Below are 14,374 nucleotides of genomic sequence, written 5' to 3'. Positions count from 1 at the left end.
GACAGGTTACTCCGCTGCATCGACTTCCTCCGCTGCATCAACAATGACGGGGGGCGGGATGAGTTCGGCTTCGAAGGGCTCGGGCAGATCCACGGCGGCAGGAGCCGCGCCCGAACGTAGCAGCCGGTCGATGAGCTGGTCCACCCGCTGCAGGATCATCACAGCCCGTTCACCGGTAATCTGCCCATCAGACTGAGCCTTCCGCACTTTCGACGAGAGCGTGTGGGCAGAGGCCACAGCGTCTGCGGTGTCGCCGCGCGCAGTAAGGACGGCGATCACCCGAACCTCGCACTGCAATTCCCGGGCCACCTCGCTGGCAATCGGCGGGGCGGAGCACCCGCTGAGCATGAGCACGCCAGTGACAACCAGAGCCCCGAGTCCGCCGCGCAGGCTCACGGCTGCACACTTTCATACAGGCTGTCGAGCATGGCGCCGGTACTTCCCGGCACGAAGGGCAGAGGCACGGGCCCGGGTCCGGTGTCCGCCTGCAGCACCATGAGGGTCACGACGAAGGTCAACCCCACCAGAACGACGACGACGGCCAGGACCCGCGCATGGAGCCTCACCAATGCCGGGGTCGGGCCTTGCGTTGCCCCGGAGTTCCGCGTTCCTTCCACGTTGCGGTCCCGGACAGATTCGAGCATCGGCTGCCCGGACGGCCGCCCCGAAGGAGCCTGCGGGACCCTTAGGCGCGCGGGGGCCGGAGTGCACGCGGGGGCCGGAGTGCGCGCCGGGGGCCGGAGTGCGCGCCGGGGCGGGAGTGGGCGCGCCGGGGCGGGAGTGGGCGCGGGCGGTGCCGTCGTCGTCGTTCCTCCCGCGCGAGACGGGGCAACGGGCGTCGCACTTGCTGCGGGGAGCTTCATGGCCTCAAGGCGGCGGACGACCTCCGCTGCGCTGGGGCGCTCGAACGGCCTGTCCAGGGTCATGGCCGTGAGCAGTTGGTGCCACCCGGTCCCGAACGACTCCGGGATGAGGGGCGGGCGGCTCAGACGCGCAAGCGCGCTCTCCAGGCCTGTGCCCGGGAAGGCGGGCTCACCCGTCAGGCATTCAATCAGAACCAGGCCCAGCGCGTAAATGTCCGTCGGTGTTCCCACCTGGTCTCCACGCGCCTGTTCCGGGCTGAAGTAGGTTGCCGTGCCGATGAGGCTTCCGGTTGCCGTCACCCGGTTGCTTCCGAAGAACCTGGCGACGCCGAAGTCTGTGAGGAGGAAGTCGAAGAGGCCCTCCGGTGCCTTACTGCTGCGGGTGAGCACGTTCGAGGGCTTGATGTCACGGTGAACGATTCCCCGGGCGTGGATGTACTCCAGTGTGCGAGCGATGTCCCGGCCTGCCGTCGTCGCTCTTTCGACCGAGAGCGGGCCATCCCGGAGTACTGCTCCGAGATCGGAGCCCTTGATGTACTCCATGACAAGGTAGGACGGCTCAAGCCTGGCGCATTCGGCGTCCATGTCGAGCACCCGGACCAGGCCGGGATGGTGGAGGGCGGCCAGCATCCTCGCCTCCCCCGAGCCGCGCGCCACGCCCTCGGCAGAACCGCGGCGAAACATCTTCACCGCAACATCCCGGTGCAGACGGGTGTCCCGAGCGCGATAGACATCGGCCATACCACCGACACCGATCACACGGTCGAGGACGTACCGCCCACTAGCGAGGGTCTCCTGATTCATGCCCATCCGCTCCCGCCAGAAAAGGTAAGCCTGTCAATGATTCTCGCCGGGGAGCCCTACGGAAAACTTGGGAACCTGCGCGGTGTGCGCGAATGCAAAAGCTCCCGCCCACCCCTGAGGGCGGACGGGAGCCTCGTGCTTGAGGGTGCCGGGGTCAGGCGATGTTGTTCTCGTAGTCGTTGTCCCGGGTTTCGCGGGAGAGCCACAGCGCAATGAAGGTCAGCACTGCGGCAGCGCTCAGGTAGAGACCCACCAGGAAGGTGCTTCCGTCAGCGGCCTGCCACAGGGCGATCGCCACGAACGACGCCGGCGCCGCCCCGATCACACTGGACAGGTTGTAGGCCACTGCGGACCCGGTGTAGCGGACGTTGGCGGGGAACAGCTCGGGCAGGATCGCCGCCATCGGCCCGAAGGTAAGGCCCATGAGGATGAAGCCGAGGATCAGCAGCGCCATGGCTCCGACCGTGCCGGCACCGAAGAGCGGGACCCAGGTCAGGCCAAAGACTGCGATGCCCGCGGTGACCAGGAGCAGCATCTTGCGGCGGCCGAACCTCTCCGCCAGCGGACCGGAAACGATGGTGAAGATACCGAAGAAGACGACGCCGATGATCAGCATCCAGAGGAAGTCGCCGCGGCTGATTCCAAGACCGGGCACAAACGCCGCTGCAGCGTCGGCCGAGAATTCCCTGCCGGCCGCCTCGGCGGCAGCCCGGGCCTGGTCAACCGTGGCCGGAGCGGTACCGAAGGTCAGGGTGAACGAGGTCATCAGGTAGAACAGCACGTAGGTGGCGAACATGATGAACGTGCCGAGGAGCAGCGGGCGCCAGTGGCTGGTGAATACGGAGGCAAGGGGCAGTTTGACGACCTTGCCCTTGTCCAGCACCTGCTGGAAGGAGAAGCTCTCGATGAGCTTCAGTCGAACGTAGAGTCCGACGATCACGAGGATGGCGCTGGCGATGAACGGCACGCGCCAACCCCAGGCGAGGAAGTCTTCGGACGGCAGCACGGCGTTCAGGAAAACGAACAGCAGGTTGGCGATGATGAAGCCGATCGGCGCTCCGAGCTGCGGGAAGGTTCCGTAGACGGCCCGCTTGCCCTTGGGTGCATTCTCGGTGGCGAGGAGGGCAGCGCCGCTCCACTCCCCACCGAGGGCGAGGCCCTGGCAGAAGCGCAGCAGCACCAGGATCGCCGGAGCCGCGAAGGCCCACCCGGGAACCTGGGCGGTAGGAAGCACGCCGATCAGGAAGGTGGCGATACCCATCGTCAGCAGCGACGCCACCAGGGTGCCCTTGCGCCCGATGCGGTCACCGAAGTGGCCGAAGACGATCGACCCGAGCGGGCGGGCGACGAACGCGACGCCGAATACTGCGAAGGACTGCAGCAGCGCCGTGGCAGGGTCGGAGTTCGGGAAGAAGAGGGCCGGGAACACCAGCACCGACGCTGTGGCGTAGATGTAGAAGTCGTAAAACTCGATGGTGGTGCCGATGAGGCTCGCGAAGATGACGCGGCCCCTGGAGTTCAGTGGCTTTGTAGCCTCCGGCTCCACGGTCGATGATGACGATGACATGGATTTTTGCTTTCTCGAGAACGGCTGCCGCGAAATCCCGAAAGCCGTGGTATTTAGTGCCTGTCAATCTCATCACCGGAATGGCAGCGTGAGATAACCCGTCCACATCGTGGACATTCAGGGTTGCGCGCGGAGCGTCTAACTGGCTCAGGTTCCGACGGATAGCCGAATGTCACACCCCGTTTACAAACCGGCACAGGAGCCGAAATGCACGCTTCCTACTGTTGCGGTACTGCCTCTTGAACGAAAGGTTCGCCATGAGCGTTGACCGCGCAGTCTCCCCGGAGAAGCCAGCAACATCAGTAGAAGCCACCGGCGCAGCCCTTGCGCACCGTCCGGGCCGCTGGATCGACAACTGGAACCCCGAGGACCATAACCAGTGGGAGTCCGGTGGCCGGGCCATTGCCCGCCGCAACCTCCAGTGGTCCATCGCGTGCGAGTTCCTCGGTTTCGTGGTGTGGCAGCTCTGGTCCATCGTGGTGGTGTACCTGCCCGCCGCCGGCTTCAACTTCTCCACCTCGCAGATCTTCTGGCTCATCTCGATGCCGAGCCTCGTCGGCGCGACCATGCGAATTCCCTACACCTTCATGGTGCCGCGGTTCGGCGGTCGTAACTGGACCATCATCTCGGCGCTCCTGCTGCTGATCCCATCCATCGGACTGGCCGTGGCGGTGAGCAACCCGGAAACTTCGTTCGGCGCGCTCCTCCTGATCGCCGCCCTTGCCGGCTTCGGCGGCGGCAACTTCGCCAGCTCGATGGCGAACATCACCTTCTTCTATCCGGTCCGCGAAAAGGGTTGGGCGCTGGGACTGAACGCTGCGGGCGGGAACCTGGGTGCCGCCGTCGCGCAGCTGGTTGTTCCGCTGGTCATTGCAGCGGGCGCAGCCGCCACGCTCAACCTGCCCCTGGCGGGATGGATCTGGGTGCCGCTGATCCTTGTCGCCGCGTTCGGCGCCTGGAAGTACATGGACAACTTGTCCAGCGCGAAGTCAGACTTCGCCGGCTCCATCGCCGCCCTGCGTGAACCCCACATGTGGGTCATGGCGTTCCTGTACATCGGAACATTCGGTTCGTTCATCGGCTTCTCCGGCGTCTTCCCGAAGCTGATCCTTGATTCCTTCCCGGAGTTCTCCACCCTCGCGATCGGCCCAGCCGCACTGTCGCTGGCGTTCCTCGGCCCCCTGGTCGGCTCACTCGCGCGGCCGTACGGCGGCCGGCTTTCTGACCGGTGGGGCGGTGCACGCATCACGGTGAGCGCATTCGCCGTCATGGGCCTGATTGCCCTCGCCGTCGTCTGGACGCTCCCGCTGGGCAACTTCTGGCTGTTCCTCGGACTGTTCCTGGTGCTCTTCGCGGCAGCGGGCGCCGGCAACGGTTCCACCTACCGCATGATCCCCGTGATCTTCGCCCTCCGCGGACGGTCCGACGGCGCCATGAGCACCGGGCGCAAAGCGGCGGCTGCACTGGGCCTGATCTCCGCGATCGGCGCCTATGGAGGCTTTGTCATCCCGCAGGTACTCAACGCGTCCAAGGGCGCCACCGGCTCCTATGACGCCGCCTTCTACGGCTTCGTCGCCGCCTACGCGCTTATGCTCGTGGTCACCTGGTTCTTCTACCTGCGACGCAGCACCTCAAGCGTGGGGCACGTCTGACATGTGCGGTTCACCCTCACACAGCTCCGCGGGCCCCACCGCCACCCACTGTCCCTACTGCGCCCTGCAGTGCGCCATGACGCTTACCACTTCGGTGCCCGGCGCAGCGCTCGACCCAGGGTTGTTCGACTCAGGGGCGTTCGGCTCAGTGGAGGTGAGCGGCCGGGACTTCCCCACCAACAAGGGCGGCCTGTGCCGCAAGGGATGGACGTCCGCGGAGCTGCTGAAGCATCCGGACAGGGTGCGTGAACCCCTTCTGAAGAACGACGACGGCGAGCACCGCCCCATCTCGTGGGACCGCGCACTTGGGCTGATCCGGGACCGCGTCCTCGAGACCCGGTCCCGGTACGGGGCTGACGCCGTCGGTGTGTTCGGCGGCGGCGGTCTCACCAATGAGAAGGCGTACTTGCTGGGCAAGTTCGCTCGTCTGGCCTTGCGGACCTCCCGGATCGACTACAACGGACGGTTCTGTATGTCCTCGGCGGCTGCTGCGGGGAACAGGGCGTTCGGCCTCGACCGGGGACTGCCCTTCCCGCTGGCAGACCTGGGCTCAGCGCGCACCATCCTCATGCTCGGGTCCAACACCGCGGACACCATGCCGCCGTTCGTGCAGCACCTGCAGGGCGCGCGGGATGCCGGCGGCCTGATTGTCGTCGACCCGCGCCGGTCAGCCACGGCGGATCTCACCTCGGAGGGACGGGGCAGACACCTGCAGCCGGCACCGAGAACGGATCTGGCACTGCTGCTCGGGATCACCCATGTGGTGATCATGGACGGCCTCGTGGACCAGGCGTATGTGCGGAACAGGACCAGCGGTTACGACGCCGTCGCCCGCAGCGTGACCCCGTGGTGGCCCGAACGCGTCCAGGCGCTGACGGGCGTGCCGGCGCACCTTATCCGCGAAACGGCGCACCGGCTGGCTGAACCCGGAGGCACCTACATCCTGACCGGACGCGGCGTCGAGCAGCACGCGAACGGCACCGACACCGCTACCGCCGCGATCAACCTCGCGCTCCTTCTCGGCCTGCCGGGAACGCCGGGAAGCGGGTACGGCACCCTGACAGGTCAGGGCAACGGACAGGGCGGACGGGAACATGGACAGAAAGCGGACCAGCTTCCCGGGTACCGCAAAATCACCGATCCCGCCGCCCGCAAGCACGTCGCCGGAGTCTGGGGTGTATCGGAGGAAGCCATCCCGGGACCGGGAGTTCCCGCCGTCGAACTTTTGGGCTCCCTCGGTCAGCCCGGAGGGGTGCGCTGCCTGTTTGTGCACGGGGCCAATGTGGTGGTGTCGGCGCCTAATGCGTCAACCGTCCTGACCGGGCTGCGCAGCCTCGACTTCCTGGTGGTGTGCGATTTCTTCCTCTCCGAGACCGCCGCGGAAGCGGATCTGGTGCTGCCGGTGCTGCAGTGGGCTGAGGAGGAAGGCACCATGACCAACCTCGAGGGCCGCATCCTGCGACGCCGGGCGGCTGTAGCCCCTCCCCCGGGTGCGCGCAGCGAGCTCTGGATCATGGCTCGGCTTGCTGAGCTGCTGCACGCACCGTCGTCGTTCCCTGAAGACCCGGAAGCCGTCTTCACCGAACTCCGCGCGGCGAGCGCGGGCGGCCTCGCGGACTACTCCGGCGTGGACTATGCCATGCTCGACGACGGTGCTGCCGCCTACTGGCCGTATCCGGCCGGCAGCGGCGGCACTCCCCGGCTCTTTCTCGACCGCTTCGCCCACCCGGACGGGAAGGCCGTGCTGCACGCGGTGGCGCCGTCGTCGTCTGGTGTTCCTGTTGCTGTTCCTGCGTCCGGTGGACAGCTCGCGCTGGCCACCGGGCGGTTGCTGGAGCACTACCAGTCCGGCTCACAGACCCGCCGCGTGGGCGACCTCACGGCGACCAGCAGCGATCAGGCGCTGCAGATCCATCCCGTGACCGCTGCGGGCTTCGGCATTCTCGACGGCGCCGAGGTTGAGATCAGCAACGAGCGGGGAACCGTGGTGGCCCGGGCGGAGCTTTCAAGCGCCGTGCGGCCCGACACTGTCTTTCTCTCTTTCCACTTCCCCGGGGCGGGCAACGCGAATGTGCTGACCTCGTCCGAGACGGACCCTGTGTCCGGGATGCCCGAATTCAAGACCACGCGGGTGTCGGTGCGCGTGCACCGGCCCGCACAGATCGAGGCGGTGGCTGTATGACTTTTCACGAGCGCATTGTGGTGGTGGGGTTCGGCCCTGTGGCCGCCCGGTTCATCGATGTCCTTGAGCCTTCCGTGGCATCCGGGGCTGTGAGCCTGACGGTCATCGGGTCTGAGCCCGAGGCCGCCTACAACCGCGTGCTGGTTGCCGATGTGGGCGTCGGTCGGACATCTGCTGAGGCGATTGCGCTCAGCGATGCATCCCGTCTCGCTTCCCTCGGAGCCGAAGTTCTGCTCGGAACAGGCGTGCGGCGGATTGACCGAGCGCGCCAGCAGGTCCAGCTCGACGACGGCACCGTCCGCCCGTACGACCGGCTGGTCCTGGCGACCGGCGCCCGCCCCGTCATTCCCTACCTCGCAGGGTTGAACCCCGATCCGGTGCACCCGACCCTACCCACCGGCGTCACGGTGTTGCGCGATCTGGCCGATGCACGTGCGTTGCGCTCCGTCGTCGAGCGCCGGGGTGACGTGGTGATTCTCGGTGGCGGGATTCTTGGCCTTGAAGCGGCCCTCGCCGCGGCGGAAGAGGGTGCCGGGGTGACTGTCGTCCATCACGGCGACTACCCGCTGGCCCGCAACATCGACGACGGCGGCGGCCGTGTGCTCGCTTCGGCGCTCCGTTCCCACGGGGTGCGGCTGGTGTCCGGGGCGAAGGCCGTGGGCCTTGAGCATGACGACGCGGGCACGTTCACCGCGCTGCGCCTCGACGACGGCCGGCTCGTCTCCGGAGACCTGCTGGTGCTCTCCTGCGGCGTCCGGCCACGGGTTGAGCTGGCCGACGGCGCCGGCCTCCCCGTGGATACCGGAATCCTCGTTGGCCACACCCTGCAGGCCCACCACGACGAGTACATCTACGCAATCGGCGACTGCGCCGAGATCCGTTGCACAGACGCCGCCTGTACTGATTGCCGGGACAACACAGCGCCGTCTGGATTGATCGGTCCGGGGTGGAAGCAGGCGGAGTGGTTGGCCGGCTCGTTCGTTGCGGATCTGGCATCTGTTGGCAACAGCCGCTACGTGGAGGCTTCGCTTCCACCGGTGCTCATGCTGAAGGCGCGCGGGCTGGATGCGGTGGTGGCGGGCGATGTGTCCGCCGACCCGTGGGCCGTGCACGAGGACGGCACCGCCGTCGCGCTCTGGGCCGACCCCCAGCAGGGCAGCTACGCAAAGATGGTCACCCGGGACGGGGTCCTCCAGGGCCTGGTGTGTGTCGGGTTGCCGCGCGCCGGTGCGGAACTGGTCCTGCTGTTCGAGCGCGGCGCTGTGCTGCCTGCCGACCGGTCGAGCCTGTTACGGCTGGATGGGGCGGAAGCGGAGGCGGCGCCGTCGTCGTTGGCTTCCGACCCTGCGGCGATCGTCTGCCGGTGCGCTGGGGTGAGCCGGGGCAGTATCGAGCAGGCCGCCGTCGTCGGCTGGTCGAGTGTCCCGGAGGTGTCGGCGTCGACGCGTGCGGGCACCGGATGCGGTGGCTGCCACTCGGACATCCGGACGATCATCGAGCAGCACTTCCAGCAACCCGCGTCCGTCTAGTTCCACGTCCGTCTGGCGCGGCTCCCACCGCGCGGCCCGCTTTTCCCGGGTTCTGCCACCTAAACCGCGTGTCGCGTGTCGACACGCCGCCAAACTAACGTCGACGCCGGCAGGACCTGGGGAATCCGGCCCGCCTTTCATCGGATAAGATGGCCGGAGAGCACCGCGCGCACCTGTTCAAGAACCGCCTCGCTGCAAAACATGATGTCCTCGTAGCTGTAGCGCAGTACAAGGTATCCGCCGGCGATGGTTGTGTTGTTCCGCTGAAGGTCGCGGCGCAGCGCCCTGCGGTCGGAGTGGTAGGCGGCCCCGTCGACTTCGACCACCAGAAAGCCCTCCAGCAGGAAGTCGACGCGCCCGACACCGTTGATAAGCACTTGGGTCTCGACGTGGAACCCGGCACTCCGGAAAAGGACCCGTGCAACAACCTCGATCGCGGAGTCGGCACAGCCTGTCACGAGATCCAGCGCGGCCCTGGCCCTGCCGTTGCGGTCCCCCTGGAGCCGCTCTAACAGGAAGGACCGCACCGCGTCGCCGCGGCGGAGGGAACACTCGACCATGACGGCAGCCTCCACCGGCGGAAGACAGTGCAGTGCATGAACCAGCACGTCAACGATTCCCACGAGCGGTAGGTATGCGTGCGGTGGTACGGAGCGTTCGCGATGATTCACGAAACCGTGTCCATGGCCGTGAAGGCAACTGAGATGAGGGCCGGCCGGCGGGTGAAGGGACCACAATCCGTAGTGCTTAGCCGCCGAAGTACAGGTCAGGAGCCCATTATGCATGAGGGCTACCCGAAAATCGTCGGGTGCGTCGGGCAGCGCCAACAGACCGGTGCGAAGACGCACAACTCCCCCGCCCGCCACCTGGTTGGCGATCTGCCTCTTGCTGACACCGCGGTCCCGAAGCGTCTGCGTGCGAGCAACCGATCCAACACTGCGCAGCACTTCAATTGCGTCCACCGTCCCAGTTCAAGCGCTGGGGTGAGGGAACTCGCCGGAGAAACGGGCTATGTACACAACCTGCCCGCATTTCCCCCGTTGTGGAGGGACAGTGAGGTGGGGTCGGGCGGGCCGCTTTCCCCGGTTACTGGACCCCATACCGCGTGTCGCGCCCTGACACGCCGGCAAAACGACGACGACGGCGGCAAACCTGGGGAATCCGGCCCGCCTGGGCTGGGACTGGGCTGGGAGTGGCTTGGGCGCGGAGGCGAGAGGGGGTTAGTGGACGTGCAGGCGCCGCGCGGCCTCCGAGATGGAGCCGGTCAGCGACGGGTACACCGTGAACGTGTTCGCGACGTCATCCACGTGCAGCTTCTTGGTGACGGCGAGCGCCAGCGGGAAGATCAGCTCGGACGCGCGCGGAGCAACCACGACGCCGCCGATCACCGTACCGGAGCCCTTCCGCGCGATGATCTTCACGAACCCATCCTTGACGTTCATCATCTTGGCGCGCGCGTTGGTGCTGAGTGAGAGCTTGAAGACGTCGCCCTGGTACTGGCCCGACTCGACGTCGGCTTCCGAGACTCCCACCGACGCGATCTCCGGCGCGGTGAAAATGTTCGACGCAACCGTCTTGAGCTTGAGCGGCGTGACGCTGTCGCCCATCAGGTGCGCCATGGCGATCCGCCCCTGCATCGCGGCGACGGATGCAAGCGCCAGGACGCCGGTGCAGTCTCCGGACGCATACACGTTCGGCGCGGTGGTGCGCGAGACGCCGTCCACCTTGATGTGGCCGGTCTCGGTCAATGCGACGCCGGCCTCCTCGAGACCGATGTCGGAAGTGTTCGGAATGGCGCCAACGGCAACGAGGCAGTGGCTTCCGTCGACGGAGCGCCCGTCGGAGAGCGTGACCCGGACGCCGTCCTCAGTGCGCACCACACCGTCGGCGCGGGACTTGGACAGTACGTTCATTCCGCGTGAACGGAAGACGTTCTCGAGGACCTCCGCGGCGTCGGCGTCCTCGCCGGGCAGCACGCGGTCACGGCTGGAAATCAGGGTGACCTGCGCGCCGAGGCCGTGGTACGCCGACGCGAACTCCGCACCGGTAACGCCGGAGCCGATGACGATCAGGTGTTCGGGAACCTCGGTGAGGTTGTAGACCTGCTTCCAGTTGAAGATCCGCTCACCGTCCGGGACGGCTGTGGGAAGCTCACGCGGGTGTGCGCCGACGGCCAGGAGGATCGCGTCCGCTTCGACGGTGGTGGTTCCGGTATCCGTCTCGACCTCGAGCCGGTGGTTGTCCAGCAGCCTCCCCGCACCAATGATGATCTTGACGCCGACCCGCTCGAGCGCCGCCGAGATGTCCTTCGACTGGTTCACCGCCAGGTCCAGCAGTCGCTGGTTCACCTGCGTGAAGTCCGCGTAGGCCGCCGATTCGTCCGCGAACTTCACGCCGAGATTGTGGGCGTTGGCCACACGGGCCATGGTGTCAGCCGTGGCGATCAGGGTCTTGGAAGGAACGACGTCGGTGAGCACTGCCGAGCCACCGAGCCCGTTCCGCTCGACAATGGTGACCGTCGCTCCCAGCGAGGCTGCGACCATCGCCGCCTCATAGCCGCCCGGTCCTCCCCCGAGAATCGCGATACGGAGGGCGCTGAAATCCAGTTGACTCGTCACACCTGCCATTCTGTCCTATCGGGCACCAGCCCTCAAACGTTCTGAAGGAACACCGAAAGACACAGACCGCCCCAGACCGCGCCCCGAACGGACTCCAACCGCCTCCCGCCGCGTGCGCGAGGGCGTGTCCATGGCTCGAGTGGGTGGAACAACGCGCGCGCTGGCGGTAGGTTGGACCGGGTGATTGACCAATCCTCGACGGACCCTTTCTCCCTTGCCCGCGCAGCTGCTGATTACATCGCACAAAAGACATCGGTGGACTCCCATGACATTGCGCTGGTGCTCGGTTCCGGCTGGGGTGAAGCAGCCGAGCTGATCGGCGAAACCACGCACACGCTCCAGGCGACGGACATCCCCGGGTTCGCTGCCCCCGCCGTCGAAGGGCACGTCGGCACGGTCAGGTCTATCCTCACCCCCGCCGGGAAGCGTGCACTCGTGCTCGGCGCGCGCACCCACTACTACGAAGGCCGCGGCGTCCGCGCAGTGGTCCACGGGGTTCGGACCGCAGCCGCTGCGGGCGCTCAGGTAATGGTCCTCACCAACGGCTGCGGCGGGCTGCAGGAACGGTGGGCGCCCGGCACCCCGGTGCTCATCAGCGACCACCTCAACCTCACAGCCACCTCGCCGCTGGAGGGTGCCACCTTCGTCGACCTCACCGACCTCTACTCCACGCGCCTTCGCCAACTGGCCCGCGAGGTGGACCCCACCCTGGACGAGGGCGTCTACGCACAATTCACCGGGCCGCACTACGAAACCCCGGCGGAGGTCCAGTACGCCAAGCGGATCGGCGCTGATCTGGTCGGCATGTCCACCGCACTGGAGGCCATCGCTGCCCGTCACGCCGGCATGGAGGTCTTCGGAATGTCGCTCGTCACCAATCTGGCCGCAGGCATCAGCCCGGTCCCGCTCAGCCACACAGAGGTCCTGGAAGCCGGCCAGGCGGCGGGCCCCCGCATTTCCCGGCTCCTCGCAGACGTCATCGGCAGGCTCTGACATGGACCTTTTCACCCAAGCCCGCGAATGGGCCGCACAGGACCCGGATCCCGAGACCCGCGCTGAGCTCGAAGACCTGCTGGCCCGCGCCGGGAACGACGACCAGGCCGGACAGGGCGCTGCCCTGCAGCAGCTCGACGACGCCTTCCGCGGCCCGCTGGTCTTCGGAACGGCCGGCCTGCGAGCCCCGCTGGGCCCCGGCCCCAACCGGATGAACCGGGTGGTCGTTCGAAGCGCAGCTGCGGGACTGGCAGCCCACGCGCTGAACCTGGCCGGCGGCGCCTACGCGCCGCGCGCCGTCGTCGGCTTCGATGCGCGCCGCAACTCGCGCGTCTTCGCCGAGGAAACCGCCGCCATCTTTACCGCAGCCGGCCTTGAGACCTTCCTCATGCCCAGTGAGCTTCCGACGCCGGTGCTCGCCTACTCGGTGCGCGCCCTCGAGTGCGAGGTCGGCGTCATGGTGACGGCAAGCCACAACCCGCCCGAGGACAACGGCTACAAGGTGTACCTCGGAGGACGCGCGGTGGAGGACACCGCCCGCGGCGTGCAGATCGTCTCTCCGCATGACTGGCAGATCGCTGAGCAGATCGCCGCTGTGGACAGGGTCCACCTGGCCGAAGGGGGCTGGAACGTCCTGCCCGAGAGTATCGAGACCGACTATGTGGCCTCGGTCTTCAGCCTCGCGGACCACAACGCCTACCCTGCACGCGACCTGTCGATCGTGCTCACTCCCATGCACGGCGTCGGGGGCCGCACGGCGCAGCAGGTCCTGGCGTCCGCCGGGTTCGACTCGGTGCACGTGGTCAAGGAACAGGCCGAACCCGATCCAACCTTCCCCACGGTGGACTTCCCGAACCCGGAAGAGCCGGGCGCACTCGACCTCGCGCTTGCGGCTGCATCAGACCAGGACGCCGACCTTGTCCTGGCGAACGACCCCGACGCCGACCGCATGGCCGCCGCTGCCAAGGATCCGGCGACCGGCGAATGGCGGATGCTGCGCGGTGATGAGACGGGCGCCTTGCTCGGCGTCCACCTCGCGGCCCGGATTAAAGCCAAGGGGGCGGGCGATCAGGACAACCCGAACGCGGTGTTCGCCAACTCAGTGGTCTCCTCCCGGCTGCTCGGCAGGATCGCCGAAGCGTCCGGAGTCAGCCACGAGCAGACCCTCACCGGGTTCAAGTGGATCTCCCGCGTTCCGAACCTCACCTACGGCTATGAAGAAGCACTCGGCTATTGCGTGGCCCCCGAACTGGTTCGGGACAAGGACGGCCTGTCCGCCGCCCTGCTGCTGGCAGAGCTCGCGGCCGCCTGCAAAGCCGAAGGCAAGACCCTCTTTGACGTCCTCGACGAGCTGGCCCTTGTCCACGGCCTGCACGTCAGCGACCAGGTGTCTGTGCGGGTCGGAAGCCTGGGGCTGCTGGGAGCGATGATGAACCGCCTGCGTGAGGCGCCGCCGTCGTCGTTCGCGGGTTCCGACGTGGTGGTCGCCGAGGACCTGGCCGAAGGCGCACACCTCCCGCCCACCGATGGGCTGCTCTATGTCACCCGGGACGACACCCGGGTGATCATCCGCCCCAGCGGCACCGAGCCCAAGCTCAAGTGCTACCTCGAGGTCATTGAACCGGTGGATTCCGCCGCCGAGCTCGGGAGCGTTAAGACAACAGCGCGGACCAGGCTTGACGCCGTGATCCGCGATGTTGAGGAAGCGCTCGGGCTCTAGACGAGCACTTCCACAGTTCCGCCGATTACCCGTGTCGGGAAGCTCCGTAGAGCCGTCCCTTGTCCCGATGCGGGTTCGCCGGAGTCCAGAAAGTAGACCTCCTTGTGCAGGGGCGAGGTAATGGTGAACCTCTGCCCCTTGGAGCCTACGATTCCACGCGCCATCACCTGGGAGCCGCTCGCTGGGTCCCGGTGCGAGACGGCGAACACCGTCGCCGAGTCCACCCGGAACAGCGCTACCTGGCGACCGTGAATCAGTGCGGCCTCGCCCCAGCACAGCTCGAGGTCGTCCAGCCGGCAGATGGGGTACCAGGTGCCGGCGTAAGACGTTTCGACATCGGGCGCGAGGCCGGGTGTGTGGTCGAGTTGCAGAGTCATGAGTCTCCCCGTTCGGTTTGCCTGTTCTTATGACTGAAGGCCTGCACTCGACGCTACGAATGCAGCGTT

The 14,374-nt window shown here is 67.0% G+C and carries 11 protein-coding genes; 5 read left to right on the top strand and 6 right to left on the bottom strand.

The genetic code is table 11. The features are described 5' to 3' along the window. Positions 1–6: 6 nt before the first annotated feature. The 3 genes from AC5RTB_RS02940 to AC5RTB_RS02930 all read right to left on the bottom strand — a co-directional run bounded on the left by AC5RTB_RS02940 (position 7) and on the right by AC5RTB_RS02930 (position 3,234). Entirely contained in the window at positions 7–396 is a 390-nt protein-coding gene (locus AC5RTB_RS02940; RefSeq protein ID WP_494059571.1) for a hypothetical protein, read from the bottom strand. Beyond that, positions 393–1,667: a serine/threonine-protein kinase gene (locus AC5RTB_RS02935; RefSeq protein WP_494059570.1), complete on the bottom strand. Its 1,275-nt coding sequence runs from the start codon at positions 1,665–1,667 to the stop codon at positions 393–395. Before AC5RTB_RS02935 ends, AC5RTB_RS02940 begins: the two co-directional genes overlap by 4 nt. A 154-nt stretch (positions 1,668–1,821) precedes the next feature. After that, the gene (locus AC5RTB_RS02930) at positions 1,822–3,234 is read right to left on the bottom strand and encodes an MFS transporter (protein WP_494059569.1); all 1,413 of its coding nucleotides are present in this window, start codon (positions 3,232–3,234) and stop codon (positions 1,822–1,824) included. Positions 3,235–3,491: 257 nt separating this feature from the next. Here AC5RTB_RS02930 and AC5RTB_RS02925 point away from each other — a divergent pair, with 257 nt between their 5' ends. The 3 genes from AC5RTB_RS02925 to AC5RTB_RS02915 all read left to right on the top strand — a co-directional run bounded on the left by AC5RTB_RS02925 (position 3,492) and on the right by AC5RTB_RS02915 (position 8,597). Beyond that, positions 3,492–4,886: an MFS transporter gene (locus AC5RTB_RS02925; protein WP_494059568.1), complete on the top strand. Its 1,395-nt coding sequence runs from the start codon at positions 3,492–3,494 to the stop codon at positions 4,884–4,886. A gap of 76 nt (positions 4,887–4,962) precedes the next feature. Next, positions 4,963–7,068, top strand: coding sequence for a molybdopterin oxidoreductase family protein (locus tag AC5RTB_RS02920; protein ID WP_494059567.1), 2,106 nt, complete (start codon positions 4,963–4,965; stop codon positions 7,066–7,068). Further along, complete coding sequence (locus tag AC5RTB_RS02915) at positions 7,065–8,597, top strand: FAD-dependent oxidoreductase (RefSeq protein WP_494059566.1); 1,533 nt, start codon at positions 7,065–7,067, stop codon at positions 8,595–8,597. Before AC5RTB_RS02920 ends, AC5RTB_RS02915 begins: the two co-directional genes overlap by 4 nt. 137 nt (positions 8,598–8,734) lie before the next feature. Here the strand turns inward: AC5RTB_RS02915 and AC5RTB_RS02910 are convergent, their stop codons facing one another. Beyond that, positions 8,735–9,559, bottom strand: a complete 825-nt coding sequence (locus AC5RTB_RS02910; RefSeq protein WP_494059565.1) for an endonuclease domain-containing protein — start codon at positions 9,557–9,559, stop codon at positions 8,735–8,737. Positions 9,560–9,817: 258 nt separating this feature from the next. Beyond that, entirely contained in the window at positions 9,818–11,215 is a 1,398-nt protein-coding gene (locus AC5RTB_RS02905; RefSeq protein WP_494059564.1) for an NAD(P)H-quinone dehydrogenase, read from the bottom strand. A 180-nt stretch (positions 11,216–11,395) separates the two neighbouring features. Here AC5RTB_RS02905 and AC5RTB_RS02900 point away from each other — a divergent pair, with 180 nt between their 5' ends. Continuing rightward, positions 11,396–12,208 (top strand): purine-nucleoside phosphorylase, encoded by an 813-nt coding sequence (locus AC5RTB_RS02900; protein WP_494059563.1) that lies wholly within the window; start codon positions 11,396–11,398, stop codon positions 12,206–12,208. 1 nt (position 12,209) lies between these two features. Beyond that, positions 12,210–13,928: a phospho-sugar mutase gene (locus AC5RTB_RS02895; RefSeq protein WP_494059562.1), complete on the top strand. Its 1,719-nt coding sequence runs from the start codon at positions 12,210–12,212 to the stop codon at positions 13,926–13,928. Here AC5RTB_RS02895 and nirD read toward each other — a convergent pair. After that, positions 13,925–14,305 carry a nitrite reductase small subunit NirD gene (gene nirD, locus AC5RTB_RS02890; RefSeq protein ID WP_494059561.1) on the bottom strand — a complete coding sequence of 127 codons (381 nt, stop codon included), beginning with the start codon at positions 14,303–14,305 and terminating at the stop codon, positions 13,925–13,927. The two genes, AC5RTB_RS02895 and nirD, sit on opposite strands and share 4 nt — an antisense overlap. Positions 14,306–14,374: the final 69 nt, after the last annotated feature.

This window comes from Arthrobacter sp. M71 S08, assembly GCF_059089725.1.
Note: the sequence above shows the minus strand (reverse complement) of the source record. Positions and strands in the feature narration are given on the sequence as shown.